Origin of the sequence: Sphingomonas crusticola (assembly GCF_003391115.1) — a bacterium.
Taxonomy (GTDB): domain Bacteria; phylum Pseudomonadota; class Alphaproteobacteria; order Sphingomonadales; family Sphingomonadaceae; genus Sphingomonas_I; species Sphingomonas_I crusticola.
Window position 1 is genome coordinate 1,606,781 of record NZ_QTJP01000001.1, and the last position, 25,292, is coordinate 1,632,072.

A 25,292-nucleotide genomic window follows, 5' to 3' on the forward strand; every position below is an offset into this window, starting at 1 on the left:
CGCTCACTCGTAACGCAACGCCAGGATCGGGTTGGCACGGGCGACCCGGAAGGCATGGCTGGCAATCGTCGCAACCGCGATGGTGAGCGCCAGCCCGCCCGCCAGCAGGAACGGCACCGGGCTGAGTGCGATGCGCTCGTCGAACTTGTTGAGCCAGTCGCGCATCACCCACCAGGCCACCGGCCAGGCGATGATATTCGCGATCAGCACCGGTCGGCTGAACTGCCACACCAGCAGTTGGACGATGTCTCGCGTGCGCGCGCCCAGTACTTTACGAATGCCGATCTCCTTGGTGCGCCGCTCGGCGGTGAAGGAGGCGAGACCGAACAGGCCGAGACAACCGACCACCACCGACAGCAGGGCGAACCCGGCGAACAGCTGGCCGCGCGCCGTATCCACCTTATATTCGTTGCGCAGGATATCGTCCGCGAAGTCGCCCTGGAACGGCACCTGCGGCAGCAGCCGGTCCCACACACGCTGGACTTCGTCGCGCAGGACATTGGGCGCGATTCCCGCATAGCGCACATCGACATGGGTGAACCCGTTCTTCGCCATCAGGTACATGATCGGCTGGAGCGGATCGTGCATCGAACGGAAGCGGGCATCGCCGACGACGCCGATAATCGTCACGGGCACTATCCCGATTTCCCTGAGCGTGATGCTCGCCCCCAGCGTCTTACCGATCGCCTCCTGGGGCGAGTGAAAGCCAAGCCGGCGCGCGGCGCTTTCGCTGACGATGATATTGGCGCCGCGGGCGGCAAAGGCGCGTTCCGCCTCCATGTTGACCGGAAAAGGCGTGGTTGCGTCGTCGCGCGGACGAAGCTCGTCAAAGTCGCGGCCCGCCAGCAGCTTCATCCCCATCGCCCGGAAAAAGCCCGCCTGGACTGTATAATTGCCGAGGTTGATTGACGACGGATTGCCCGGCAGGAACACGCTGGTCATGCTGTTATTGTTGGGCTGCAGCGCAATGCCGGTCGCGGCCGCGGCCTGTACGCCGGGCAGCCGCCTGATTTGATCGACCAGCCGCAGCACCTTCGTGTCTACACCTTGCGAATCGATGTTGCGGACCTGAAACAGCCCCGCGCGCTGATAGCCCTGGTCTGCGGTGCGGGCGTAGAGCGTTTGCGCATAGATGATCGTGGTGCAGATGATCAGCGCGATCGAGACCGCGAACTGCCCGATCACCAGCACGTTGCGCAACTTGCCCGAGCCTTGTGCGTCCGCCGCCGATTTGTTGGCGCGCAGCACGCTCGCCGGCTCGAACCGCGACAGGTAGAAAGCGGGATAGGCCCCGCCGGCCGCCCCGACCAGCAGCACCAGCGCGATCAATTGTGGCAGGACACTGTCATAGCCGAAATAACGCAGGTGGATGTCCGCATTGAGGAAGTTGTTGAACGGTGGCAGCAACACTTCGACAATGGCCAGCGCGATCAGCATCGCGATGCCCGCAACGAGCATTGATTCGCCGATGAACTGCGCGATTAGCTGCCCGCGCGTCGCGCCAAGCACCTTGCGCAGGGCGACTTCGCGTGCGCGCTGCGAGGCGCGCGCGGTTGCGAGGTTGGTGAAATTCACGCACGCCATGCCCAGCACCATCAACGCGACCAGGCCGAACGTCAGGACGGTACGCTTGTCATTGGTCGGGCGGATGCCGAACCGCTGGCCCTTGCCGAGGTGGACGTCGCGCACGTTTACGAGCGCGAAATCCTGCAGGTCGCCCTCATTGATACGCTCGCCATTGGTGATCTCGTCGGGGATGTTGCGCTTCTTCCAGGCGGGCAGCTGGGCATTGATGTCCTCAACCTTCACGCCCTCGCGCAACCGCACATAATACCAGCCGCCCTGGCTGCCCCAGCTGGTCATGAATGTGGGGAACTGGCTGAACTCCGTGTTTGGCTCGACCCGTGCGACGATATTGGCGGCGAACTGGCTGTTCTTGGGAATGTCCTTGAACACCCCCGTGATCCGATAATCGGTATTGCCGCTGTTGAGCACCAGCGTCAGCGTCTTGCCGACAACATCGACTGTGCCGAAGCGGCGGATCGCCTCGCTCTCGCTGATCGCCAGCGAATTGGCGTCGTCCAGCGCGCGCGCGGGATTGCCGCGTATGAACGGGAATTTGAGCACGTCGAAGATATTGCCGTCGACGATCCGCACGTCCTCGGTCTGCTTGGCGACGCCATTCTGCAATATCACCGGCTCTTCCGAGCGAACGTAGACCAGCTTTTCGACCTGAGGGAAGTCCTTGGCCAGCGCACGGCCCGCGACGAACTCCGTCATCTGCATCGGCATCGCTTCGTTGCCGCGCGCGTCGCCGCGATAATAGGTCTGGAATTGATACGCACGATCCGCATCCTTGAGCGCGGCGTCGTAACTTAGCTCGTAGCGGACATAGAGCAGGATCAGTACCGCCGCGGCGAGGCCGAGCGCGAGGCCGAAGATATTGATGAAGGCATAGGTCTTGTTCTTCGCCAGCGCGCGGAGACCGACCGTGATGTAATTGCGGAGCATCTGCTGCCTGCCTTTCGATCCTGTACCTTCAACTCTGGTTCGATGAGGGTCCCGCTCCGCCCGGCACGCCGGAAGGGACGCGGGGCGAGACCCTCACCCGCCCCTCCGCGCTGACGACGGAGGGGTATTCTGTCACGCCGCGCGCTTACGCTCCGCCAACACATGTCCGTCGAGCATGTTGACGATGCGCCCGGCATAATCGGCGTGGCTTGGGGAATGGGTGACCATCACCACCGTCGTGCCCTCGCGATTGAGGGCCTGCAGCATGCGCATCACTTCCTCGCCATGCTGCGTGTCGAGATTGCCGGTCGGCTCGTCCGCAAGGATCATGTCGGGATTGCCGACCACCGCGCGCGCCACCGCCACGCGCTGCTGCTGGCCGCCCGAAAGCTGGCTTGGCCGATGATCCGCGCGGTGCGCCACGCCGACCTTGTCCATTACAGCATCCACTCGTGCCCGCCGCTCCGCCCCGCCGATGCCGTGATAGAGCAGCGCAAGCTCGATATTCTCGCGCACCGAAAGCTCGTCGACCAGATTGAAGCTCTGGAAGATGAAGCCGATGTGGCGCTTGCGTATGTCGCTCAATTTGGCTTCGGGCAGCCCCGCCACCTCATGCTCGCCGAACCGATAGGAGCCGGACGACGGGCTATCGAGCAGACCCAATATATTGAGCAGGGTCGATTTGCCGCAGCCGGACGGGCCCATGATCGCGACGAACTCGCCATCTAATATATCGAGATCGATCGCGTCGAGCGCGGTCGTCTCGACCGTGTCGGTGCGGTAGACGCGGGAGAGATTGCGCAGCGTCAGCATGAAACATTCCCCTGATTCATTGTGAGATATCCAGCCGATCCTTGTCGGCGAAGCCGGTATAGGGTGAGGTGACCACCTTCTCGCCGGGCTCCAGCCCGTCGAGCACTTCGATGAAGTCGGTGTTTCGGCGGCCGAGCCGGACCTGGCGCTTGACCGCGCTGCCGCCGCCTGGCGCGACCACGAACACCCATTGACCGCCGGTATCGTTATAGAAGGCGCCGTTGGGCAGCAGCCGGGCCGGTGCCGGATCGCCGAAGGTCAGCTTGGCCTGGAGCGTCTGGCCGCGCTGGATGCCTTGCGGCTCGGGTCCGACGAACCACAGGTCGGCCTCGAAGATGCCGTTCTTCACCTGCGGGAAGATCTTGGCGACCTTCAGTCGATAGGTCTTGCCGGCATAATCGACCGTCGCGACCTGGCCGGGCTGCACCCGGCCCAAATAGAATTCGTCGACCTGCGCGCGCAATTTGTTGCGCCCCGGACTGTCGATTTGGCCGATCCGCTCGCCGCGGCTCATGCTCTCGCCGACTTCGATCGCAAACGAGGAAAGCTGGCCGGAGACCGGCGCCCGCAGGTTGAGCTGATCGAGATTGCCGCGCGCGATGCCGAGCGCGGCCTGCAACGAACGGGCGGTCGCGCGCAACTGCGTCAGCTGGCTGGATTGCAGCCGCCCCTGCGTCGACTGGGCAGCACGCACCTCGCGCAGCTTCTTCTGCTGGAAGACGAGATCGTCCTTGGTGTCGCCGAATACCTTTGCCGCGACGAAGCCACGCTGCGCCAGCGGCTGCTGCAGGTCGTACAGGCGCTTGGCCTTGGCCAGTTCGTTTTCCGCCTGGGTGACGGCGCGCTCATTTTCCGACAGGGTCTGCGACAGGCTGAGCTCGGTTACGCGCAGGTTGTTGAGCTGCTGCGCCACGTCGGTCTCAGACCGCAGGGTCGCAAGCTGAAGGTCGGCATTGGACATCACCGCCAGCAGCTGGCCTTTCTCGACGAAGGCGCCGTCCTCGACGACCTTCTTTTCGACCCGGCCGCCTTCGACCGCATCGAGATAGACGGTGAGCAAGGGCGTCACCAGCGAACGCAGCGGCAGAAAATCGTCGAACGTGCCGTTGCGCACCTCGGAAATGGTCAGCCGGTCGGCGGGCACGGTCTGGCGGTTGCCATGCGGCGCCAGCCACCATGCCAGTGCGAGCAGCAGCAAAATAACCGCGCCGGCGGCGACCAAGGCCCAGCGCGGCAATTTCCTGCGCGCAATGACCCGGTCCATGCCGGTCGCCAGCGTGGCGCTATTGGCCTCGGATTGAATACGGACGACGCTCATCGCCTTACCTATGCAGCGTTCGTGCCAGGAGCTTTACATGGCTGTTCGAAAAACGCCGGAGGCTGTGCACGCGACTGCCTGTCCGTTTCCGGACAATTCTGTGTCCATTGCCGGACAGGCGGCCTAGTAGCGGCATCAGCGTGCCGCCACCTGGATGAGGCTGCCACGCACCGCGCGATTCAGGTCGGCACGGGCCTGGCTCATCGTCGCGCGGCGGCAGGCCGCAATCAGCGAGAGCGTGTTGTAATCGGACCAGCAGACCGCGCCGGCCGCCGTGTGGAGGCGCGCCTCCACCGCCGCACGCCCCGCCGGCGAGGTTAGATCGAGGTCGCCATAACGGACATGGCGGCTCGCCGCTTGCGTCGGTGTCACAGCCAATATTGTGACGCTGGTTGCGAGCAGCGCCCCGGCGAGCGCGAAGGGAGACAGGCGGATCATGATCGAGACTCCTCAATGAGACGGCTTCATTGCCGCACGGATCAGGAGCATCGTCCGTGCCAGAGCGTTAAGTCTTTCTCCCAGAACGGATATTCTAGAAAGGTGCCTCCGCACCGCGTTACGAGCCTGCGCAAATCCGGACAGATGCCGTTCGCGAGCGGACAGTCTTGGCACGTTTGTTGATAGGTGAAGCGCCGATGGCTACCACGGCCATTGGGGAGTTAACATGGCGGACAAACCCGCATTCGACCTGTGCGTCGTGATCGACGATGATGCTGACATATTGCTTGCGGCGCGACTGCTGTTGCGCGAACTCTTCGCAGAGGTCGTGACCACGCCTTCGCCGGCGCAGGCGATGGAGGTGATAGCCGCGCGCTCGCCGGACGCGATCCTGCTCGACGCCAATTTCGTGCGTGGCGCCACTGACGGGCGCGAAGGATTCCTCTGGCTTGGGCGCATCTTGGAGAAGGATCCGGACGCGGTAGTGGTGCTGATAACCGCCCATGGCGGCGTCCAGATCGCGGTCGAGGCGATGAAGCAGGGCGCGACCGATTTCGTGAGCAAGCCTTGGAATAATGAGCGCTTGCTTGCGACCGTGCGCACCGCCGCCTCGTTACGCAGTTCCCGCCGCGCGACCGGGGTCGAGAAAGCGCGCGCCCAGGCGATTGCCGCGCCCGCCGGGGAGATTCCGCTGTTGGGCAGCAGCGCCGCAATCCGGCGCGTGCTCGCCTTGGTCGATCGTGCCGCGCCGACCGAGGCCAATGTCTTGATCACCGGCGAGAATGGCACCGGCAAGGAATTGGTCGCCCGCGCGCTGCACCGGGCGTCGCGCCGGGCCGACAAGGTGATGTTGTCGGTCGACCTCGGCGCGATTGCCGAGCCGCTGATCGACAGCGAATTGTTCGGCCATGTCAAAGGCAGCTTCACCGATGCGCGTACCGATCGCATAGGCCGCATGCAGGCCGCCGACGGCGGCACCTTGTTCCTGGATGAAGTCGGCAATCTGCCGCTTCACCTCCAGCCGAAATTGCTGACCGCGCTGGAGCAGCGACAGATCACGCCGGTTGGTGCCAACAAGCCGCTGCCGATCGACATTCGCGTCGTCTCGGCCACCAACTTGCGGCCTGAGCAGATTGAGGATCCCCGCCAGTTCCGCACCGATCTGCTGTTCCGGCTCAACACGGTCGAAATCGCACTGCCGCCGCTGCGCGAGCGAGCGGAGGACGTGCCGCTGCTGCTCGAACATTTCCTCGGCTTCTACGCGCGCAAATATGGCAAGCCCGCCCGCGCTTTGCCCACCTCGATATTGGCGGCTTTGTCCGGTTATGATTGGCCCGGCAACGTCCGGGCGTTGCGCCACGCCGCCGAGCGCGCCGTTATCCTGGCCGAAGGCGATACCTATGCCCTTTCGGATTTTCCGCTGGCACGTGCGGCGCCCGCGATCCGGATCGGCGCAGAGGCGGCTCCGCCCGCACCTGCCGCCGATCCCGGCCTGCATCTCGGCCGCGCCGAAAAGCAGATGATCGAGCGCGCGCTTCAGAAGCATGCCTATAATATCTCCACCGCCGCTGCCGAACTCGGCCTGACGCGTGGCTCGCTCTACCGGCGCATGGAGAAGCATGGGCTTTGAGAGGAACTTCGCCGTCGGCTTCGGCTGGCGGCTGCTGCTCCTGCTGGCGGCGATCGCGGGCTTCGCTTTGTCCTGGTGGCAGCCGGGGCTGGGGGCGGCCCGGCTGCTCGCCGCTTTGCTCGTCGTCGGGGCGACATGGAGCCTGTGGTATTATATCGGGCGCACCAATCGCGAGATTGCGCGCTTCGTCGAAGGCTTGCGCTACGGCGATTTTAACCAGGGTTTCGGGCGCACCGCCGGCGGCGGCTTCGACGAGCTTGGGCAGGCGCTTGGCGATGCGATGCGCCAGTTGCGCGCGGAACGCGCCCAGGCGAGCGACGAGGCACGCGTCCACGCCGCGCTCGCCGACGAGGCGCCGTCCGCCTTGCTGCTGATCGACCAGGATAGTCGCGTCACTTTGGCCAACAAGGCGGCGCGCAAGACATTTTATCGGCTGGCAGGCACGCGGGTCGAGGATTTTGCCCCTTATGGTGCCGAGTTCGTCGCGCTGCTGCACGCGGGCGGCGAGGCGGGGTTCCGCAAGGTTACGCCGCTGCGGATCGACGGTGTGGTTCAGCGTGCGATGGTATCGCGTGCGGCGCTGGACCGGCTCGGACGGCCGCTCGCGATCGTGGCGGTCCAGCCTATCCAGCAGGAATTGTCGGCGGTCGAGCTCGCCGCCCAGGCCGATCTGGTGCGCGTACTGACGCATGAGATCATGAATTCGATGACACCCGTCGTCTCGCTTGCCGAAAGCGCGGCGCGCCTGATGGGCGAGGTGGCGCATGGCGATCCGACGATCGACGATGCGCGCATGGCGGTCGAAACACTCGCGCGCCGCGCGAGTGGCATCATGCATTTCGTCGAATCCTATCGTGCCTTCAGCCGCGTGCCGGTGGTCGAACGGCGTCGCTTCGCGGCGGCGCCGTGGGCGCAGGAACTGGTGCGCCTGTTTGCGGCATCCGACGCCGGGCGGAACGTGCCGCTCGACGTGGCGGTGGAACCCGAAGACCTCACCATCGATGCCGACCCCGATCTGCTCGCGCAGGTGGCGATCAACCTGCTTAAGAACGGGGCGGAGGCAGCGCGCGATCATGGAGCGACGCCCCGCGTGGCGCTGGCGATCGGCCTGCTACCCGGCGGGCGTACGTTGATCACGGTGCGCGACAACGGCCCCGGGATCGCGCCGGGCCTGGCCGACGAGATCTTCCTGCCGTTCTTCACCACCAAAGCGGGCGGCACCGGCGTCGGGCTCAGCCTCGCCCGCCGCATCCTGACCGCCCATGGCGGCACGATCGCGCTGGGCCCGACAGGAAACGGCGCCTGTTTCGAGATCGTGATTTGATGGGCGCTTCGCCGGTTATCCCCCGATCTGTTCCTACGTCGATCCGGAGAGATTGTACGAAGTGTCCTGCATTGCATACCGCGCGTCGCGTCGTTGATGACCGGTGATCCCTATCCCGTAACGCCGGACGGACGCTATTTCGTGGTGCGCGGGAGGCTTTGGCGGAAGACCAACCCGTCGCTTTCGGAGCAGGAACGGGTCGCGCTGGTGGCGGATCTGATGAAGGCGCGGCGGGCGCGTGACCGCCCCGGCGTGGATCGCGCCAAACGTGCGCTAGGAGAACGCGGGTCAGTCTGGTGGACGGATGGCGCGCCTGACTACAACCGGCGAATGGCACGCAACACGCCTTATGCGGAATGGTTCGCTTCAACGCAGGCGTAAACCACCTTAGCCGTCACAATCGGTCTGCTCGATGGACGTTCTGTCGTGGCTGTCCTGTGTCGGCCGAGCCCCAGGAAACGTAGCCGTCGTTCGACATATATCCGAGAGCTTGGTTGCCCTTGAACGTCCCCAGCGATGGGCCCAGGGGAATCCGCCTTTGCGGCTAAGGTTGGCACGATCCGGACCATCACGAGTTGGAAAGCTGATGACTGGCGCGACGAAGCGCCTGAGGGGAAGGGCGATGGCAAAGCACGAGCTGTATGACGATGCGAGCAGTGTGAACGCCAAAGGCGGCGAGGTTTGGGTGGACGGCCCCGATGGCGTGGTAGTGTGGCTGACGCCGGAGGCGGCGATAGAAACGGGCGGTCGGTCGAGCGATGCGGCCGCCAAGGATGCGGGACAGGGATATTGAAGGACGCCGCGCGGTGACAAGCAACCCGAATGATGCACTTCGCGCCTTCGACGACGAAACCCTGCTCGACATGTACGATCATGCGCATGAGACCGGCGACGCGCATTGCGACGCGATCGCGGCAGAACTGAACGCGCGTGGGATCGTAGTTAAGCCATGTGGCCACGCCCACGCCTTTCGCGACTGATCAGCAAGCACCGGACATGCCTGCCTCTTCTCGGCCGGTCATGCGTTAAGGCGTGATCTTTGGCGCAGTGGAGGCTTCCTATGCACAAATCCGTTGCTCTGTTCGCCGTGACCGCGGCTGTAATGTCGGCCCCTGCGTCGGCTCAAATTCAACCGGACTTCACGCAAATCGGTGCGGCGGTGAACGCCATAGCCTTCCCGGTCACCATGAACATGTGCAATGCGGGCCTTTGCGGACCGCAGAAGGGCACTGCAGGTGTCCGCGGACGGCCGGGCAAGGCGGCCGCGGGCGCGCGCGGCGGGCCGGCAGTGGCGCCGAACGGGCCGGCGAGCGTCGGCATGTATCAGCCGAGCGGCGCGCTGGCCCGCGAAGCCGTGGCGGCCTATGTGCAACGCGTCCGCCGCACGAATCCACAGCTGGCGGATCAGGTTGCGCGCGAGTTCGGCAAGCGTGATTATCAAACGATGTATCGGCAGCTCGTCGGCGACGCCGGCTTTCGTTCCGATTCCGTTTCGGACGCCATGGCCGCCTATATGGCTGTGACGTGGGTGATCGCAAACGGCTTCACCCACGAACCTTCGCGCGCGGAGGCGCTCGGCCTGCGCCGTCAGTTTGCGGCGCGGATTGCCGGCAACGCGCTCGTCCTTGCCAATCGGGCGAAGCTCGGCGAGGAACTGAAGCTGCTGATAGTCACCGTTTATTCGGGTTTCAAATCGGCACAGACCGAGGGAAATCAGCGCCAATATGCCGATGGCGTGACGGCGATGATCCGCAAGCAATATGGCGTGGATTTGCGTGCGGTTCGACTAACGCCAACGGGGTTCGTGGATCGCTCCTGATCCCCGCTTCGCGCTTGAGCCTGCATCGGTCAATCGGCGCGTGTGGATGATATGCCTGATATCCGGGTCCGGGGAGGCCGGTCCGTCCGACATCAGCACCGGCCCTTGCATCAATCGCTGATCCAAGTATCGCGCCACTGTGCGCAGTCCGCTTCGAAGCATGAAGGTAACCGACCGCTGGTTCAATCGGCTGGTTGTGGCGGCCGTCTCGATCGGCTTCCTGGCGCTGATCGCGGCTGGCTTCGCCGCGACCCAGGCGATCCTGCAGAATCAGGATCAGACTCGCTGGGTCAACCATACCTATCAGGTGGAACGCGCCATCTCGCGCTTCCGCGTGCTCGAGGAGCGGCTGGAGGCGGCCCGGCGGGGATATCTGCTGCGCAACGAACATGGCCTGTCCGCCACCTTCACTGATACGGCGAACGAGATCGGCCCGGCGCTTTCGGAAATTCGTCGGCTTGTGGCTGACAACCCGCGCCAGCAGGAAAATGTCGCTTTCCTTACCGAATTGTCGCGCCAGCATATGCGGACCCTGGCACGCTCGGTCGCGCTCGTCAGCGCCGGGCGCCGCGCCGAAGCGGTCGAGACGTTCAACCACGATTCCAGCCTGCCCATGATCCGCGCCATCCGCGAGGGTGCCGATCAAATGCTGGCCGAAGAGGATCGGCTGCTCACCGTCCGCAACGCCGAGCAGCGGGCGAGCTTGCTGCGCTTCTTCATTATCCTCTCTGCGTCCGGTGCACTGTTGCTTGTGGTGGCGGGAGGATCGATCTGGATCATCATCCGCTACACCAATGATCTGACCAGTTCGCGCGACGCGCTCACGGCACTCAACGCCAATCTGGAAGGCGCGGTGCGCGAGCGGACCGCCGACCTGCAGCGCGCCAATGACGAGATCCAGCGTTTCGCCTATATCGTCAGCCACGATCTGCGTTCCCCGCTCGTCAACGTAATGGGGTTCACCGCCGAACTCGAAGCCGCCAGCAAGCGGCTCAGCGCGATGATGGACCGTGTCGAGGCGCGCGCACCCGATATCGTCGATGCCGAAGATCGCCTGGCAGCGCGTGAGGATCTGCCCGAAGCGATCGGCTTCATCCGCACCTCGACCCAGAAGATGGACCGGCTGATCAACGCCATCCTGCGCCTGTCACGCGAGGGCCGCCGCCCGATCACGCCGGAGCAGCTCGACATGGATGGGTTGATGGCGGCAGTAGTCGGCACGCTTCGCCATCGTATCGACGAGCTCGGCATCGAAGTGACCATCGCGCCGAGCCTGCCCGGCCTGACCAGCGACCGGCTGGCGGTCGAACAGGTGATGGCCAACATCGTAGAGAATGCGATCAAATATCTGCAGCCGGGGCGCCCGGGCCGGATCGAGATACGCGGCCAGCGCGAAGGGGCGCGCGCTACCTTCGAAATCGCCGACAATGGCCGCGGCATCGATCCGAAGGACCATGAGCGGATCTTCGATCTGTTCCGCCGCTCGGGCCAGCAGGACCAGCCGGGCGAGGGAATCGGGCTCGCGCATACGCGCGCATTGGCCTATCGCCTCGGCGGGACGATTAACGTGGAATCAGAATTGGGTAAGGGTGCGACTTTCCGCATCAATCTGCCTATCCACTTTGCGGGTGATCAAGGGGCGATGGCATGAACAATCAACAGCCGGTCAACATCATCATGATCGAGGACGATGAGGGGCATGCCCGCCTCATCGAAAAGAATATCCGCCGCGCCGGTATCTCGAATGACATTCAGCATTTCACCGACGGCACGTCGGCGCTCAACTATCTGTACGAGGATAGCAACGGCCCAACCCACAACGGCCCGGCGCTGATCCTGCTCGACCTTAACCTGCCCGATATGAGCGGCACCGACATCCTTACCCGGATCAAGGCCGAGGGCAGTTCGCTCAAGCGCACCCCGGTCGTGGTGCTCACCACCACTGACGACAAGGTTGAAATCCAGCGCTGCTACGATCTTGGCTGCAATGTCTACATCACCAAGCCGGTCAATTATGAGAGCTTCGCAGACGCCATCCGCCAGCTCGGCCTGTTCCTATCGGTGATCCAGGTGCCGGACCTGCCCGAGGCCTGATGGCGCCGACCGACGAAGCCCCCTGCATCCTTTATATCGACGATGATGATGGTCTTCGGCGGTTGGTGTCGCGCGCGCTCGAACGGCGCGGCTTCCGCGTCGATGTCGCAACCGGTGGCAAGGAAGGCGCGGCTATGGCCGCCGAATATGGCTATGATCTGGTCGCAGTCGATCACTACATGCCCGGTCAGGACGGCCTGACGACGCTCCAGCAATTGCGCAAGCTGCCCGATCCGCCGCCGGTCATCTACGTCACGGGCTCGGAAGAAAGCCGCGTGGCGGTCGCCGCCCTTAAGGCCGGCGCGATCGACTATGTCGTGAAGACGGTCGGCGAGGAGTTTTTCGACCTGCTCGCGCGCGCGATCGAGCAGGGACTCGCGCGAGTGCGGATGCAGGCCGAGAAGGAACGCGCCGAGGAGCAGTTGCGCGAGAGCAATGAGCGGCTGCAGGCGATGCTGACCGAGGTCAATCATCGCGTCGCCAACAGCCTCCAGCTCGTCTCCGCCTTCGTGCATATGCAGGCGCGCAGCGTCGGCAATGAAGAGGCCAAGACCGCGCTCGCCGACACCCAGCGCCGCATCGCTGCGATCGCGCAGGTCCATCGCCGGCTCTACACCGGCAATTCGGTCAACAAGGTCGACATGGCCGAATATCTGGCGTCGCTGCTCGAAGAGATTGGCGACACTTGGTCGACACCGGAAGGGCCGCGCGCGCTGACATTGTCGGCCGAGCCGATCGAGCTCGGCACCGACAAGGCGGTCGCAGTCGGCGTGATCGTCAACGAACTCGTCTCCAACGCCTGCAAATATGCCTATGCGGCGACCGCGACCGGTGAGATCAGGGTCGAGCTGCGCGCCGACGGCGACAAGTTCATGTTGCGGGTTGAGGATGACGGCTGCGGCATGCCCGCCGATGGCTCGATCAAGGGCACCGGCCTTGGTTCGAAGCTGGTGGGCGCAATGGCGGCGACGCTTAAGTCCGCGATCGCCTACGATACCGCCTATAACGGTGTGCGGGCGACCTTGGTCGCCGCCGCGGCCTGACTAGGATGCGACAGGCGTCGGGGACACTGGAGATCGCGACTTCCGGCCCGCGCCTGTACGAATTTACGCGCGACGTGGCCCGCTGGGTCGGCGAGCAGGCCATTAGCCAAGGGCTGCTCACCATCTTCTGCCGCCACACCTCGGCCTCTCTCCTGATCCAGGAGAATGCCGCGCCCGAGGTGAAGGACGACATCGTTGCCTTCTTCAGCCGCATCGCGCCCGAGGATCGCAGCCTCTACGCACATGACGATGAGGGGCCCGACGACATGCCTGCCCATCTCAAGACAGCTTTGACGCAGGTCTCGCTCACCGTCCCGCTGGTCGACGGCCGCCTTGCGCTCGGCACTTGGCAAGGCATCTATCTGTTCGAGCACCGCCGCCAACCCCATCGGCGCAGCGTCGTCCTCCATCTTTTAGGCGAGTAAAAATCCACCACCCCTTGGGCGGATTCCTGCTTGTTATCGTCTAAAAAGAGCTAAAAATGCTCTGCTAATCAGGAAGCTCTTCATTTTGGGACATGGCCACCGGCCCCTTAAACCCCTGCGCAACCACATACCATTCGGACGAGTCCTTGCGGCTCGCCGCCGGCTTGGCGTGCTTCACGGTCGTGAACATCCGCTTCAGCATCGCCACGAGCGTGCTGTCCGCGCCCCCGGCCAGCACCTTGGCGACGAACGCCCCGCCCGGCGCCAGCGCCTCGCCGACAAACTCCGCCGCCGCCTCGACCAGGCCCATCGTCCGCAAATGATCGGTCTGCTGGTGGCCAACCGTGTTGGCCGCCATGTCCGACAGGATCAGGTCGGCCTTGCCGCCCAGTTCGCCGGTCAGTCGCGCCGGCGCGTCGTCGGCCATGAAGTCCATCTGAAGGATCACGACATCGTCGATCGGGTCGGTTGGCAGCAGGTCGATGCCGACGATGCGCGCCGTTGCCGAGCGCCGCCGCACCACCTGGCTCCACCCGCCAGGCGCAATGCCGAGGTCGATCACGCGCTTTGCGCCCTTGAGGAAGCCGAACCGTTCGTCCAGCTCCAGCAGCTTATATGCCGCGCGGCTGCGATACCCCTCCGCCTTGGCGCGCCGGACATAGGGATCGTTGAGCTGCCGCTCGAGCCAGCGCGTCGATGCCGACGTACGCCCGCGGCCGGTCTTGACCCGCACCCGTCCGCCTGATCCGCCGCGGCTCATGAAGTTGTGAACTCGTGCGCCATCAGCGTCCGCAATATGCCCTCCCGAATGCCGCGGTCGGCGACGCTTAGCCGCTCCGCCGGCCACAGATCGAGGATCACCTCCAGGATCGCGCAGCCCGCCACCACCAGATCGGCGCGCTCGTTGCCGATACAGGCGAGCCGCGCCCGCTCCTCGACGCTCATACCCGCCAGCCGCTGGCTCAGGCCGCGCATCGATCCTGCCGGTACGATCAGCCCGTCGACCGCGCGCCGATCATAATTGGGCAGCTCCAGATGCAGGCTGGCAAGCGTCGTCACCGTCCCGCTCGTCCCGAGCAAGCGCCCGCCGTCGCCGACGCCCCGCGCCTTGAGGGTGGCGGCGAACGGCGCAAAGGCCTCCGCCACCCGCGCCCGCATCCGCGCATAGGCGGCGCGCAACTCTTCCTCGCTATCGCCAATATGCGGCTCGCTCTCGCTCAGCGACACCACGCCCCACGGTGCAGAGAACCAGTCGCCGACATGAGGCGCCCCGCCGCTTTCGCCATCGAGAAGCACCAGCTCGGTCGACCCCCCGCCGATGTCGAAGACCAACGCCGGGCCAGTGCCGGGCTCGAGCAGCGCGTGGCAGCCGGTCACCGCCAGCCGCGCTTCCTGCTCAGCGGTGATGATCTGCAGTCGGATGCCGGTCTCGGCGAGCACCCGTGCCACGAATTCGCGACCGTTGACGGCGCGGCGGCAGGCTTCGGTCGCGACCGAGCGTACCAGCGTGACGTTGCGCCGCTTCAGTTTCTCGGAGCAGATCGTCAGCGCCGCGACCGCCCGGTCCATCGCAGCGTCGCTCAGCCGGCCGGTTGCCGCCAGCCCTTCGCCGAGGCGGACGATCCGCGAAAAGGCGTCGATCACGACGAAGCCGTCGCCGGCGGGGCGTGCGATCAGCAGCCGGCAATTGTTGGTGCCCAGGTCCAGCGCCGCATAAGTGCCGCGCATCGACGACGCCCGCGCGGTGCGGGACGGGGGCGCTGCGTCGCGGCGGGATCCGCCGGCCGCCTGCGTCGCTTGGTGCGCGCGCTCAGCCATTAGCCGTCTCTTATATTCTCCGGAATCGGCACGGGGCCGCCGGTACTTACGACCTGATTAGTCCGCACAGGCCCTACCGGCAAGGGCGCGACCCGTCCCGGCTAGTGACCGCTGGGTCCAAGGCGCGACTGCGCGTTGACAGCGCAAGGCCGCTTGCTTATTTCGCCGCCTCCGCTGCTGCCCTGTCGTCTAAAGGTAAGACTACGGACTCTGACTCCGTTAATTGAGGTTCGAATCCTCACGGGGCATCCAGCGTTGTGCGATATCCGCCGATAAACCGAAGCTCGTCGCGCAGCCTCTAGACCATGGCTTCCAGAACCTCGCGGACGCGATGGAGGCGGGCATGTTCGTCCTCGATCCGCTCCTGCAGGATCAGCCGGTCGTTCTTGGCCACTAGGCCGAGCCCATCCGGGTCGCCCGCAAAGTCGCGCCGAGGCGTTAGCGCGATCCCGCCTGGACCGGCATCGATTCGGGCCAGTCGCGCGGAGCGCGCCAGGCAACCGATGCGCACGACCGCGATCAGCGCCTCCGCGTCGGGCGGAAGTGCACCGAACCGATCCTCTAGCTCCTCCTCCAGCGCATCGAGCGCCGCCCCGTCCTCAATCCGCGCAAGGCGGGCATAGAGCGCGACGCGGATCTCCGGCTCGGGAATCCACTCGTCCGGAAGCCGGCCTGAGAGGCTCAGGTGGAGCTCGGGCGACCAGCGCTCCACCGTCTCGCCCCGTGCCTGCCTAAGCGCCGACTCGAGCAGATGCTGGTACAGCGCCACGCCGATCAGCTTCATATGCCCGGCCTGGGCATCGCCGATCAGGTCGCCCGCGCCGCGCATGTCGAGGTCGCGCGCGCTGATGGCGAATCCTGCGCCCAGCCGGTCGAACGCCTCGAGCGTACGCAGGCGCTGGAGCGTGCGATCGCCAATTTCATGCTCACCGTCCGTGACCAGCAATATCTGCCCGCGCCGGCTCCCGCGCCCGACGCGGCCGCGCAGCTGGTGCAATTGAGCAAGCCCGAAACGATCCGCCCGCCACACGATCATCGTATTGGCGCGCGGCACGTCGAGCCCGGCTTCGATGATGTTCGTGGCGAGCAATACGTCCCCCTGCCCGTCCGCGAACCGCACCATAGCCTCGTCCAGATCGGCCGCCGGCATCTTGCCATGTGCCTGCACGATCCTGAGTTCGGGCGTGATCCGGCCGAGCCGCTCGGCCAGACCCGCCAGGTCTTCGATGCGGGGTGCGACCACGAAGCTCTGCCCGCCACGCGCCTTCTCTCGCATCAGGGCGATGCGCACGCGCGTCTCGTCGAAGCGATCGACGGTGGTGCGGATCGGCTGGCGGCGCGATGGCGGCGTGGCGATAATCGACAATTGCTGCAGGCCGATCAATGCTGTCTGCAACGTGCGCGGGATGGGCGTCGCGCTCAGTGTCAGCACGTGGATGCTGCCGTCCCCCCGCAACTTGGCTTTATCCGCAGTGCCGAAGCGCTGCTCCTCGTCGATCACCACCAGTCCGAGCGACCGGTAAGCCACATCCCTCCCACGCACCGCTCCGGTGCCGATCACGATGTGGATGGAACCGTCTGCCAGGCCCGCCTTGACCGCCTTCTTCTCGGCCGGCGAGGAAAGACGGGAAAGTCCCGCCACCACCACATCCGTGCCGGCAAAACGGCGCCGGAAACTTTCAAGATGTTGCCGAACCAGTACCGTTGTGGGCGCCGCCACCGCGACCTGGCCACCGCCAAGCGCCACGATCGCGGCCGCGCGTAACGCAACCTCGGTCTTGCCGTAGCCGACATCACCAATGACGAGCCGGTCCATCGGCTTGCCCGAAGCGAGATCGTCACGGACGGCCGAAATCGCGCGTGCCTGGTCGCTCGTTTCGGTAAAGGGAAAGCCGGATGCAAAGCGCTCGTATGACGCCGGGTCGGGTGCGAAGACAGGCGCGGTTAGCGCTGCCCGCTGCTTTGCCAGCGCGGCTAAAGCGGTTGCGCTCTCAGCGATGGCGGCGTCGATCGCGCTACGCCTTTTCTGCCAGCTGCTGCCATCGAGCTTGTCGAGCGCCACCGCGTCCGCATCGGCTCCATAGCGCCACAGCCTGTCCGCCGCTTCGACCGGCACCAACCGCCGCGCCTTGTCGGCATGTTCCAGGATGATGGCGTCGCCGTTCTCGCCACCGTTGCCGCTCGGCATCGGCTCGAGCCCCGCGAGGCGGGCAATGCCATGATCTTCATGCACCACGACGTCGCCGATGCGCAGATCGGTCATGTCCCCCAGCATGTCGATCGATCGAGTGGCGGTGTCAGCGTCCAGCACCGCCCGGCTCCCCAGCAGGTCCGCCGAGGCGACGAGCAGCATGCCCGGACGCGAAAAGCCCGTCATAATCGGCATGTGCAGGGTCGCGACCGCGCCGGGATCGAGTGCCTGCGCCTCCGCCCAAGTCGAAAGGCTATGCACCTCCACGCCAAAATCTAAGGCAAGCCGGCGGCGGATGAAGCGCAGGTCACGCGCACCACCCGCAATGACGAGTCTGGCGCCGGCGGCCAACGCCTTACGGGCGAAGCGCAGGAATGCAGCCCATGGTGCGCTACGCTCCACGAAGCGCGGCACGGACTCGCTGTCATCCTCACTCCAGTCGAGCGTATCCCAGCCCTTCAGCGCTGCGTTCCACCTATCCTCGGACACGGCCATGGAGGCGCGCGCGCCCAGGCGGACCGCCTCCGCCGCCAGCGCGAGAAAGCGATCCCGTCGCGAATGCGCCTTGGGATCGAATATGATGCGCCCGGGCTTAAGGTGGGCAAGCAGGCATGTGCCTTCCCCGACCGGCGGCTCCGCGGCGCGACCTACTTCAACGCGCGCAAGCTCCGCTACAGTTCGCTGGCTCATCGGATCGTAGGTTCGCAGCGAGGCGACCTGTCCATCAGCAATCTCGATCCTGACCGGCAATTCCGCGTCGGCGGGAAACAGGTCGATCACCTCGCCGCGCACCGCGATCTCGCCAGGCTCGTCGATCCGGTCGTCGTTGAAATAGCCGATGCTGAACAGATGCTCCGAGAGCGCGGCGACGTCGATCGGCTCACCGGGTGACAGCAGTGGCGGCGCGGCCGAAAAGGATTCAGGCGGGGGATAAAGCCGCGCGGTTGCTTCCGCGCTGACGATGCAGGCTAACGGCTGACGATGCGCTTCGCACGCGGCAATGTGCAGCCGGCGTAGGGCGGCGGCGCGGCGACCGGCATTGCTCGGGCTGGCCGGGGCATCGTCTCCGGGCAGAGCATCGCTCGACGGTACATGGACTATTGTATCGGTAGTGATCGCCGCCACTGCCGCGGCGATCGCTTCCGCATCCCGCTCATCGGCGGCGACATAGACGATATCGCCGGTACCGATCGCTTCCGCGATGCGCGTGGCAATACGCGCCAACGGCGCCACAGCCTTGTTTTCATCAGGCATGGAAATCCTCCCGGCTGGCGAACGTCGCGCGCTCGAAAAAGCTGCAGCAGGAAAGCGCAAAGTCATCGCCTGGCGGCGATCGTCTCGATCTTCGTTCTAGCTGGCCCCGGCTCGCGCTTGGTCAGCCCGTTCCCATCACGCTGCTTGGCTATTGCGGGAAGCAGCGTTCGGCGCGCGCGATGCCCGGGCCTGTCTTTTGGCCACGGCGAACCTCGATCGTTGAGCCCGTGCCGAACGGGGCGATGTACCAGGCCAGCAAGGTCGTTCCCGCCTCGTTTCGCGACAGCATCACGATCTCATGCTCGCCGCGAAACTGCATCACCAGGTTGGGCATCGTCGCCTGGAGACAGCTCGCAATTTTCCCGGGGGCATCCACACTGGTATATTTGCGCATGATCGGACGGTCCGGCTTGCGCTGCTCCATCACGCTGGAGCTGGCGCAGCCCGCCAGCAACAGGGCGCCTACCAAATATATTCTGGTCATATGGATCCCCTGTTAGGCTGCACTGTAAGAGCCCTTGCGCGCCGGCAGCGTTTAACGTCAGCCAAATTGCTTGGCCCAGATGAAGTCCTCAAACGGCACGTCGCCCACCAAAAAAATCTGGCGATAGCCGGTCTCGGCGTAGCCGCGCCGCGCGTAAAAACGCTGCGCGCCGTGATTGACCGAATAGACGCACAGAAACAGGCGCGCGGCACCCCGCGCCTGCGCTTCCTCTTCGACAGCCGCGAGCAACTTCCCTCCCCAGCCGCCCGACTGCCATGGGCCGAGCAGATAGATGCGCTTCAGTTCCCGATCACTCGATTCGGTCGGGCAATCGAGCTCCGGTGGAGTGAGCAGGGCGTAACCGATCGGCGCTCCGAGCTGGGTCTCCAATATCCATGCAGCGCACGCCGGGTCGGCCAGTGTCCGGCTATACCAGTCTCGCGAATGATAAGCCTCGACATGCGCAACGAGGGCATCGCCGGGATGATCATGCGCGAAGCTGTGGAGAAAGGTGGCCCCCCCGAGCAGCGCGAGCCGAGCCGCATCTTGCGGTACGGCGCGCCGCAGCACCGGCTCGCTCATGCGTAGTCCGGGCCCAGTTCGGGATCGAGATCGCGGGGCCGGACGAAACGGACGAGTTCGCCCGCATCCGCATCGACATCTTCCCAGCGATCAACGGCAAAGCTCAGCTCGGCGAGGCTTGCCGTTGGATATTTCACTGCGACCTCGCCGCGCGGGCTGCCCTCGTCACGGCTCGGCACCAGCATCAGCGCGAGCTGTTCCAACCCGGGATTATGCCCGACCAGCAACAGGCTCTCAGCTTCGGGCGGAGCGGCGTGGACCACGTCCAGCAATTCCCCCGCCGTCGCCAGATAGATGCGCCGCTCCCACTGCGGCGAAAGTCCGGCGCCATAACCGGCCTCGACCTCCTGCAGGGTTTCGGCGACGCGCGTTGCGGGCGAGGCCACCACCGCGTCGAAGCGCAGCCCGGCATCGCGCATATGTCGGCCGATGGCGCGCGCCGCACGGCGGCCCTTGGCGTTGAGCGGCCGATCGAAATCGCGCGCGACCATGCCGTCGTCCCCCGATTTCGCATGCCGGAGCAGCGTCAGCCGCTTCATGCCCTAACCCTTCGCTTCCTCGCCGGCCTCCTGATGGCGCAAAGATGCGACGGAAGGAAGTCGCGATGCGACGCGGTTCACCGCTTCTTGCAGCGTGACGCGCGCGATCGTGACGCCCGACGGAAAAGCGTCCAGCAGCCGCGACGGCGTTGCCGATGAGAGCAGCACGAAAGTACCGCGATCGCCCGCCCGGCGGATCAGGCGGCCGAACGCCTGCGCGAGGCGCGCGCGGACAATACGGTCATCATGTGCCGTGCCCCCGCCGGCGGCACGGCGGGCAGCATGGAGCACTGTCGGGCGCGGCCAGGGCACGCCTTCCATCACCACCGTTCGCAGCGATTCCCCCGGCACGTCCACCCCGTCGCGCAAGGCATCGGTGCCAAGCAGGCTGGCGCGCGGATCGTCCCGGAAGATATCCACGAGGGTGCCGGTATCGATCGGATCGACATGCTGCGCGTAAAGCGGCAATCCTTCGCGGGCGAGACGATCCGCAATACGGGCATGGACCGCACGCAGCCGCTGGATGGCGGTGAACAGACCAAGCGTGCCGCCGCCCGACGCCTCGATCAGCCGGGCATAGGCGCCGGCGAGCGCGGCGGTGTCGCCCCGTTTGATGTCGGTGACGATCAGCACCTCGGCCTGTGCCGCATAATCGAATGGGGATGGCGCCGCGAAGCGCATCGCCGCGCGATCGAGATGGACCGCGCCGCTGCGCGCCTCCGCCCCCGTCCAATCCTCGCCGCCGCGAAGCGTCGCCGAGGTGACGATCAAGCCGTGCGCCGGCTTGAGCACGGTTTCGGCAAGCGGCCTGGTCGGGTCGAGCCAGCGACGATGCAGACCGATATCATATTCGCGTCCCTCGACCCGATCGACCGCAAGCCAGTCGACGAAATCGGGATCGGCCGGCCCGCCCAGCCGAACCAGCATCGCAATCCAGGCGGCGAGCGTCTGGCTGCGATTGACCAGCCCCGCTAGCGCCCCCTCGACCCGGGCGCGGGCGGCGCTATCCAGCCAGTCGGGCGCATCCTCCAATACCGCCTGGAGGCGCTGACGCAGCCGCGCGAGTGGTCGCACGAGTTGCTCCAGCGCTTCGACCGCGGGCGCCGCCGCTTCAATCAGGCTCACGTCTAGTTCGGCAGCATGCGTCTCGATGCCGTAGCCTGCATCGGCGGCGCTCGCCCGCGCATAGGTCGTACCGCGCACTGCCGCGAACAGCTTCTCCAGCGGGCCAAGCGGCAGATCCTCGGAAAGCCGCCCGAGCCAGCCGTCGCCCGGCAATTCGCGCGCCGCGGCCGAGGCTTGCTCGATCGCGCGGTGCCCCTCCTCGTCATAGGAAGCGAGGTCGAGCAGCCGCGCCGCCAACCCGCGCCGCCGCCCGCGCGCCTTCGATTCCGGCCCCAATATCCAACGCCGGAGCTCGATCGTCTCCTGCCCCGTCAGTGCGGCGGCAAAGGTCGAGTCGGCGGCATCGAACAGATGATGCCCCTCGTCGAACACGATCCGCGCCAGCGGACGACCTTCATCCATCCGGCGCGACCCAAGGATCATGACGAGCGCGTGGTTGGCGATCACCAGATCGGCCTGCTCCGCGGCACGGCTGGCGCGCTCGATGAAGCATTTCCGGTAATGCGGGCAGCCCGCATAGACGCATTCGCCGCGCCGATCGGTCAGCGCGGTGGAGCCGGCCCGGCGGAACAGGGTCGCCAGCCAGCCGGGCAGATCGCCGCCGACCATGTCGCCGTCGCGCGTATAGGCGGCCCAGCGTGCGACCAATTGCGCCAGGATCGCGGCGCGATTTTGGAAGCCGCCCTGCAGCGCGTCCTCCAGATTGAGCAGGCACAGATAATTTTCGCGGCCCTTGCGGACGACGACCTTCTCGCGCCGGATCCTGTCGTCTGGAAAAACACGCGCACTCTCAGCGGCAAGCTGGCGCTGAAGCGCTTTGGTGTAGGTCGATACCCAGACCGGGCCGCCCGCTTCAGCGGCATGGAGCGAGGCCGGTGCGAGATAGCCCAGCGTCTTGCCGATACCGGTGCCGGCTTCGGCCAGCACAAAGTGAGGACGGCCGGCATCTTCACGCGGATCGAAGGCGCGCGCTGCGGCCGCGGCATAGGCTTTTTGCCCTTCACGCGGCTCCGCGCCGGAGCCCACCAGCCTTGCCAGCCGCGCGAGCGTGTCAGCATCCTGCTGACGGTGCGGGCGCGGGTCGGGGCGGGGCGCAGCTTCTTCCCATTGCGGCAGACGGGCGAACAGCCAACGCTCCCCCTGCTCCGGCTTGGCGATCAGCGGGGCTATCAGATTGGCCCACGGCCAGCGCATCCGGCCGAGCGATTGGGCCGCCGTCCACGCGCCCTCCCGCTCCGGCCAGTGCGGGTTACCTAACGTCGCCAACAACGTCGCTGCCGCGGCGCGCAGGAAAGAAGCGGCGGCGCTATCATCCTCCGGCGGCTCCAACCCAAGCGCACGCGCCAGCCCCGCGGGCGTCGGCACCGCGAAACGCGCCGGATGGACGAAGGCATAGAGTTCCAGCAGGTCGAGTCCCGACAGCTCGCTTAGCCCAAGTCTTGCCGCCACCAGCGGCGCGTTGAGCAAAATTGTCGGCGTTTCGGAGACACGCGCGATCGCCTCGCCCCGCTCGAGCGCGCGTGTTCCCTCTGCGCTTGCCAGCCAGATGCCGCCATGGGTCGCGTGGAGCGCGGGGAGCGGCGGGCTCGTCTGGTTGCTCACTGGCCCTGCAGCGCCGCCACGAATGCGGCGGCATCGGGCAGCCGATCGAAATGAATATTGCCGTCGATATCCGCGCTGGGATCGCCCGGCACCAGGATCACTGCCGCCGGGCCGTTGCCCCTGGCGTCGAGCATTCCGACGATACCGCCCAACACGCGCTCACGACCAATCTCCATCAGGGGCGCCTTCATCCACGGCAGCGTCCACATGATCCGCCGATCGGTCACGTGCAGGCTGATGAAGGGCGAGCGCAGTACTGCGATCAGAAAGCCCGGATATTTACGGAGCAGCAACAGGAAGACGCCGATCACGAGCGAGGCGAGCACGGCCGTGCAGCTGATTGCAAACGCATAATCACCCGTGCTGATCGGTGCGGGCCACCAGATTGCCCACAGCAACATGATGAGGGTGAAGCCCTGGAAGCTGACGAACACCGCGGTCGTTGCCACACCGGAGGGAATCGCCCGCACGCCCGGCCGCGCGAGGTAGAAGGTGCGCTCGGGAATCGGATTGAGCCGCCGCATATAGGGCACGGGCAGACTGGCGTTGGGCCGAACACTCTCCATAGCGCTTGCTACGCCTCCACCGGAGCGGTGCAACGCCGCTTCCCACGTCTGGCCGGCTTCCCTAAAGCCGCTCGCCTGAACGCTAGTGAAACCGGGAACAAATGGCAAACGATCTGCGTGACGCCGCGCTCGCCTCCAAGGCGTGGCCCTTTGAAGAAGCGCGCAAGCTGCTGGCGCGCTATTCGGACGGCGCGCCCGCCAAGGGCCATATCCTGTTCGAAACCGGCTACGGCCCTTCGGGCTTGCCGCATATTGGTACCTTCAACGAGGTGCTCCGCACCACCATGGTGCGCCACGCCTATGAGGCGATCTCGGATATTCCTACCCGCCTGGTCGCGTTCAGCGACGACATGGACGGCCTGCGTAAGGTTCCCGACAATGTTCCCAATCAGGCGATGCTGACCGAAAATCTCGGCAAGCCGCTGACACGCATCCCCGATCCCTTCGGCAAATTCGAATCGTTCGCGCACCATAACAATGCGATGTTACGCGACTTTCTCGACCGGTTCGGCTTCGAATATGAATTCCTGTCGTCGACCGAATATTATGCAGCCGGCAGGTTCGACGATGCCCTGCGCAACGTGCTGCGTCATTATGATGCGATCATGGCGGTGATGCTGCCGACTTTACGACAGGAGCGGCAGGCGACCTATTCGCCGGTGCTGCCGATCGATCCTAAGACAGGCGTCGTGCTGCAAGTTCCCGTCGAGGTCGTCGACGCGGATGCCGGTACGATCCGCTATACCGCGCCCGATGGCGATACGATTGTCGCCAGCGCGCTTGGCGGCGCCGCCAAGCTGCAATGGAAGGTCGACTGGGCGATGCGCTGGGCCGCGCTCGGCGTCGATTACGAAATGTCCGGCAAGGACCTGATCGATTCGGTCATCCAATCCTCGAAAATCTGCCGCGTGCTCGGTGCGCGACCTCCCGAGGGTTTCAACTATGAGATGTTCCTCGACGAGCATGGCGAGAAGATTTCGAAGTCGAAGGGTAACGGCCTCAGCCTCGATCAATGGCTGACTTATGGCCCACCCGAAAGCCTGGCCTATTTCGCCTATCGCGAGCCCAAGCGCGCGAAGCAGCTACACATCGGCGTGATCCCGCGCGCGATCGACGATTATTGGAAGTCGGTGGCGGACTATCCGGCGCAGGGCCTGCCACAGCAGCTCGGCAATCCGGTCCACCACATTCACAATGGCGACGTGCCGGCCGAGCCGCTGCCCATCAGCTTCGGGCTGTTGCTCAATCTGGTCGGCGTGATCGGCAATGCCGATCAGGCGGTCGTGCGCGATTATCTCCAGGCGTATCGCCCCGGCACACAGCATTCGGCATTGGACGCGCTGATCGGCCACGCCCTCGCCTACCACCGCGACTATGTCGCGCCGACGCTGCAGCGTCGCCCGCCCACCGCCGAGGAAGCGACGGCCTTGCGCGATCTGGATGCCCGCCTTGCCGGGCTGGGTGACGTGGAGGACCTGACGGCCGCCGCACAGAACGAGGTCTACGAGGTCGGCAAGGTTCATTACGGGCAGGAACGGCTGCGCGACTGGTTCAAGGCGCTCTACGAGACTTTGCTCGGTTCCGAACAGGGGCCGCGCATGGGCAGCTTTATCGCCCTTTACGGGCTCGATAATAGCCGCCGACTAATCGCAGAAGCGCTTGCGCAAGCTGCCTGACGGATCGTTTCGGTTCCCAAAGCTTTCTCCAACCCTATGA

Annotated in this window: 23 protein-coding genes and 1 tRNA gene; 12 read left to right on the plus strand and 12 right to left on the minus strand. The window is 65.3% G+C overall.

Annotated elements, in window-relative coordinates; all coding sequences use genetic code 11:
• Positions 1 to 3: 3 nt before the first annotated feature.
• The 4 genes from DX905_RS07625 to DX905_RS07640 all read right to left on the minus strand — a co-directional run bounded on the left by DX905_RS07625 (position 4) and on the right by DX905_RS07640 (position 5,080).
• On the minus strand, positions 4 to 2,511 hold the full coding sequence (locus DX905_RS07625; RefSeq protein ID WP_116090819.1) for an ABC transporter permease: 2,508 nt from the start codon (positions 2,509 to 2,511) through the stop codon (positions 4 to 6).
• 132 nt (positions 2,512 to 2,643) lie between these two features.
• On the minus strand, positions 2,644 to 3,324 hold the full coding sequence (locus tag DX905_RS07630; RefSeq protein WP_116090820.1) for an ABC transporter ATP-binding protein: 681 nt from the start codon (positions 3,322 to 3,324) through the stop codon (positions 2,644 to 2,646).
• 16 nt (positions 3,325 to 3,340) lie between these two features.
• Positions 3,341 to 4,642: an efflux RND transporter periplasmic adaptor subunit gene (locus DX905_RS07635; protein WP_116090821.1), complete on the minus strand. Its 1,302-nt coding sequence runs from the start codon at positions 4,640 to 4,642 to the stop codon at positions 3,341 to 3,343.
• Between the two features lie 135 nt (positions 4,643 to 4,777).
• Entirely contained in the window at positions 4,778 to 5,080 is a 303-nt protein-coding gene (locus DX905_RS07640; protein WP_116090822.1) for a UrcA family protein, read from the minus strand.
• Between the two features lie 226 nt (positions 5,081 to 5,306).
• On the opposite strand from DX905_RS07640, the gene DX905_RS07645 reads away from it, so the two are divergent.
• The 10 genes from DX905_RS07645 to DX905_RS07680 all read left to right on the plus strand — a co-directional run bounded on the left by DX905_RS07645 (position 5,307) and on the right by DX905_RS07680 (position 13,415).
• Positions 5,307 to 6,710, plus strand: a complete 1,404-nt coding sequence (locus tag DX905_RS07645) for a sigma-54-dependent transcriptional regulator (protein ID WP_116090823.1) — start codon at positions 5,307 to 5,309, stop codon at positions 6,708 to 6,710.
• Positions 6,700 to 8,034 (plus strand): sensor histidine kinase, encoded by a 1,335-nt coding sequence (locus DX905_RS07650; protein ID WP_116090824.1) that lies wholly within the window; start codon positions 6,700 to 6,702, stop codon positions 8,032 to 8,034. Before DX905_RS07645 ends, DX905_RS07650 begins: the two co-directional genes overlap by 11 nt.
• 96 nt (positions 8,035 to 8,130) lie before the next feature.
• A complete protein-coding gene (locus tag DX905_RS07655; RefSeq protein ID WP_116090825.1) occupies positions 8,131 to 8,415 on the plus strand; it encodes a hypothetical protein in 285 nt (94 codons plus the stop codon).
• Positions 8,416 to 8,656: 241 nt separating this feature from the next.
• Complete coding sequence (locus DX905_RS16015) at positions 8,657 to 8,827, plus strand: hypothetical protein (protein ID WP_162875520.1); 171 nt, start codon at positions 8,657 to 8,659, stop codon at positions 8,825 to 8,827.
• Between the two features lie 13 nt (positions 8,828 to 8,840).
• On the plus strand, positions 8,841 to 9,014 hold the full coding sequence (locus DX905_RS16020) for a hypothetical protein (RefSeq protein ID WP_162875521.1): 174 nt from the start codon (positions 8,841 to 8,843) through the stop codon (positions 9,012 to 9,014).
• A gap of 80 nt (positions 9,015 to 9,094) precedes the next feature.
• Positions 9,095 to 9,853, plus strand: a complete 759-nt coding sequence (locus tag DX905_RS07660) for a hypothetical protein (protein ID WP_116090826.1) — start codon at positions 9,095 to 9,097, stop codon at positions 9,851 to 9,853.
• Positions 9,854 to 10,013: 160 nt separating this feature from the next.
• Positions 10,014 to 11,504 carry a sensor histidine kinase gene (locus tag DX905_RS07665; RefSeq protein ID WP_116090827.1) on the plus strand — a complete coding sequence of 497 codons (1,491 nt, stop codon included), beginning with the start codon at positions 10,014 to 10,016 and terminating at the stop codon, positions 11,502 to 11,504.
• A complete protein-coding gene (locus DX905_RS07670) occupies positions 11,501 to 11,947 on the plus strand; it encodes a response regulator (protein ID WP_116090828.1) in 447 nt (148 codons plus the stop codon). The genes DX905_RS07665 and DX905_RS07670 overlap by 4 nt, the downstream gene beginning before the upstream one ends.
• Entirely contained in the window at positions 11,947 to 12,990 is a 1,044-nt protein-coding gene (locus DX905_RS07675) for a sensor histidine kinase (protein WP_116090829.1), read from the plus strand. The genes DX905_RS07670 and DX905_RS07675 overlap by 1 nt, the downstream gene beginning before the upstream one ends.
• Before the next feature lie 5 nt (positions 12,991 to 12,995).
• A complete protein-coding gene (locus DX905_RS07680) occupies positions 12,996 to 13,415 on the plus strand; it encodes a secondary thiamine-phosphate synthase enzyme YjbQ (protein ID WP_116090830.1) in 420 nt (139 codons plus the stop codon).
• Positions 13,416 to 13,479: 64 nt separating this feature from the next.
• Here DX905_RS07680 and DX905_RS07685 read toward each other — a convergent pair whose 3' ends face one another.
• Positions 13,480 to 14,175, minus strand: a complete 696-nt coding sequence (locus tag DX905_RS07685; RefSeq protein ID WP_116090831.1) for an RlmE family RNA methyltransferase — start codon at positions 14,173 to 14,175, stop codon at positions 13,480 to 13,482.
• Entirely contained in the window at positions 14,172 to 15,233 is a 1,062-nt protein-coding gene (locus DX905_RS07690; protein WP_116090832.1) for a Ppx/GppA phosphatase family protein, read from the minus strand. Before DX905_RS07690 ends, DX905_RS07685 begins: the two co-directional genes overlap by 4 nt.
• A 178-nt stretch (positions 15,234 to 15,411) precedes the next feature.
• Here DX905_RS07690 and DX905_RS07695 point away from each other — a divergent pair.
• A tRNA-Gln gene (locus DX905_RS07695) sits at positions 15,412 to 15,485 on the plus strand.
• 46 nt (positions 15,486 to 15,531) lie between these two features.
• Here DX905_RS07695 and DX905_RS07700 read toward each other — a convergent pair.
• The 6 genes from DX905_RS07700 to DX905_RS07725 all read right to left on the minus strand — a co-directional run bounded on the left by DX905_RS07700 (position 15,532) and on the right by DX905_RS07725 (position 23,576).
• Positions 15,532 to 18,678 carry a TRCF domain-containing protein gene (locus tag DX905_RS07700; RefSeq protein WP_116090833.1) on the minus strand — a complete coding sequence of 1,049 codons (3,147 nt, stop codon included), beginning with the start codon at positions 18,676 to 18,678 and terminating at the stop codon, positions 15,532 to 15,534.
• A 148-nt stretch (positions 18,679 to 18,826) separates the two neighbouring features.
• Positions 18,827 to 19,162 carry a hypothetical protein gene (locus DX905_RS07705; RefSeq protein WP_116090834.1) on the minus strand — a complete coding sequence of 112 codons (336 nt, stop codon included), beginning with the start codon at positions 19,160 to 19,162 and terminating at the stop codon, positions 18,827 to 18,829.
• A 57-nt stretch (positions 19,163 to 19,219) separates the two neighbouring features.
• Positions 19,220 to 19,744, minus strand: a complete 525-nt coding sequence (locus DX905_RS07710) for a GNAT family N-acetyltransferase (RefSeq protein WP_116090835.1) — start codon at positions 19,742 to 19,744, stop codon at positions 19,220 to 19,222.
• The gene (locus DX905_RS16160) at positions 19,741 to 20,283 is read right to left on the minus strand and encodes a SixA phosphatase family protein (RefSeq protein WP_116090836.1); all 543 of its coding nucleotides are present in this window, start codon (positions 20,281 to 20,283) and stop codon (positions 19,741 to 19,743) included. The genes DX905_RS07710 and DX905_RS16160 overlap by 4 nt, the downstream gene beginning before the upstream one ends.
• A gap of 3 nt (positions 20,284 to 20,286) precedes the next feature.
• On the minus strand, positions 20,287 to 23,010 hold the full coding sequence (locus tag DX905_RS16165; protein WP_116090837.1) for a helicase C-terminal domain-containing protein: 2,724 nt from the start codon (positions 23,008 to 23,010) through the stop codon (positions 20,287 to 20,289).
• Entirely contained in the window at positions 23,007 to 23,576 is a 570-nt protein-coding gene (locus tag DX905_RS07725; RefSeq protein ID WP_116090838.1) for a hypothetical protein, read from the minus strand. Before DX905_RS07725 ends, DX905_RS16165 begins: the two co-directional genes overlap by 4 nt.
• A 101-nt stretch (positions 23,577 to 23,677) precedes the next feature.
• Here DX905_RS07725 and DX905_RS07730 point away from each other — a divergent pair, with 101 nt between their 5' ends.
• On the plus strand, positions 23,678 to 25,252 hold the full coding sequence (locus DX905_RS07730; protein ID WP_116090839.1) for a lysine--tRNA ligase: 1,575 nt from the start codon (positions 23,678 to 23,680) through the stop codon (positions 25,250 to 25,252).
• Positions 25,253 to 25,292 lie beyond the last annotated feature (40 nt).

Excerpts from the sequence above, each read along its gene's own strand:
- DX905_RS16015 (WP_162875520.1), top strand. The coding sequence starts at position 8,657 with ATGGCAAAGCACGAGCTGTATGACGATGCGAGCAGTGTGAACGCCAAA.
- DX905_RS07700 (WP_116090833.1), bottom strand. The coding sequence starts at position 18,678 with ATGCCTGATGAAAACAAGGCTGTGGCGCCGTTGGCGCGTATTGCCACG.
- DX905_RS07705 (WP_116090834.1), bottom strand. The coding sequence starts at position 19,162 with ATGACCAGAATATATTTGGTAGGCGCCCTGTTGCTGGCGGGCTGCGCC.
- DX905_RS07710 (WP_116090835.1), bottom strand. The coding sequence starts at position 19,744 with ATGAGCGAGCCGGTGCTGCGGCGCGCCGTACCGCAAGATGCGGCTCGG.
- DX905_RS07650 (WP_116090824.1), top strand. The coding sequence starts at position 6,700 with ATGGGCTTTGAGAGGAACTTCGCCGTCGGCTTCGGCTGGCGGCTGCTG.
- DX905_RS07625 (WP_116090819.1), bottom strand. The coding sequence starts at position 2,511 with ATGCTCCGCAATTACATCACGGTCGGTCTCCGCGCGCTGGCGAAGAAC.
- DX905_RS07730 (WP_116090839.1), top strand. The coding sequence starts at position 23,678 with ATGGCAAACGATCTGCGTGACGCCGCGCTCGCCTCCAAGGCGTGGCCC.
- DX905_RS16160 (WP_116090836.1), bottom strand. The coding sequence starts at position 20,283 with ATGAAGCGGCTGACGCTGCTCCGGCATGCGAAATCGGGGGACGACGGC.
- DX905_RS07685 (WP_116090831.1), bottom strand. The coding sequence starts at position 14,175 with ATGAGCCGCGGCGGATCAGGCGGACGGGTGCGGGTCAAGACCGGCCGC.
- DX905_RS07630 (WP_116090820.1), bottom strand. The coding sequence starts at position 3,324 with ATGCTGACGCTGCGCAATCTCTCCCGCGTCTACCGCACCGACACGGTC.
- DX905_RS07660 (WP_116090826.1), top strand. The coding sequence starts at position 9,095 with ATGCACAAATCCGTTGCTCTGTTCGCCGTGACCGCGGCTGTAATGTCG.
- DX905_RS07635 (WP_116090821.1), bottom strand. The coding sequence starts at position 4,642 with ATGAGCGTCGTCCGTATTCAATCCGAGGCCAATAGCGCCACGCTGGCG.
- DX905_RS07670 (WP_116090828.1), top strand. The coding sequence starts at position 11,501 with ATGAACAATCAACAGCCGGTCAACATCATCATGATCGAGGACGATGAG.
- DX905_RS07655 (WP_116090825.1), top strand. The coding sequence starts at position 8,131 with ATGACCGGTGATCCCTATCCCGTAACGCCGGACGGACGCTATTTCGTG.
- DX905_RS07680 (WP_116090830.1), top strand. The coding sequence starts at position 12,996 with ATGCGACAGGCGTCGGGGACACTGGAGATCGCGACTTCCGGCCCGCGC.
- DX905_RS07690 (WP_116090832.1), bottom strand. The coding sequence starts at position 15,233 with ATGGCTGAGCGCGCGCACCAAGCGACGCAGGCGGCCGGCGGATCCCGC.
- DX905_RS07725 (WP_116090838.1), bottom strand. The coding sequence starts at position 23,576 with ATGGAGAGTGTTCGGCCCAACGCCAGTCTGCCCGTGCCCTATATGCGG.
- DX905_RS07665 (WP_116090827.1), top strand. The coding sequence starts at position 10,014 with ATGAAGGTAACCGACCGCTGGTTCAATCGGCTGGTTGTGGCGGCCGTC.
- DX905_RS07645 (WP_116090823.1), top strand. The coding sequence starts at position 5,307 with ATGGCGGACAAACCCGCATTCGACCTGTGCGTCGTGATCGACGATGAT.
- DX905_RS07675 (WP_116090829.1), top strand. The coding sequence starts at position 11,947 with ATGGCGCCGACCGACGAAGCCCCCTGCATCCTTTATATCGACGATGAT.
- DX905_RS07640 (WP_116090822.1), bottom strand. The coding sequence starts at position 5,080 with ATGATCCGCCTGTCTCCCTTCGCGCTCGCCGGGGCGCTGCTCGCAACC.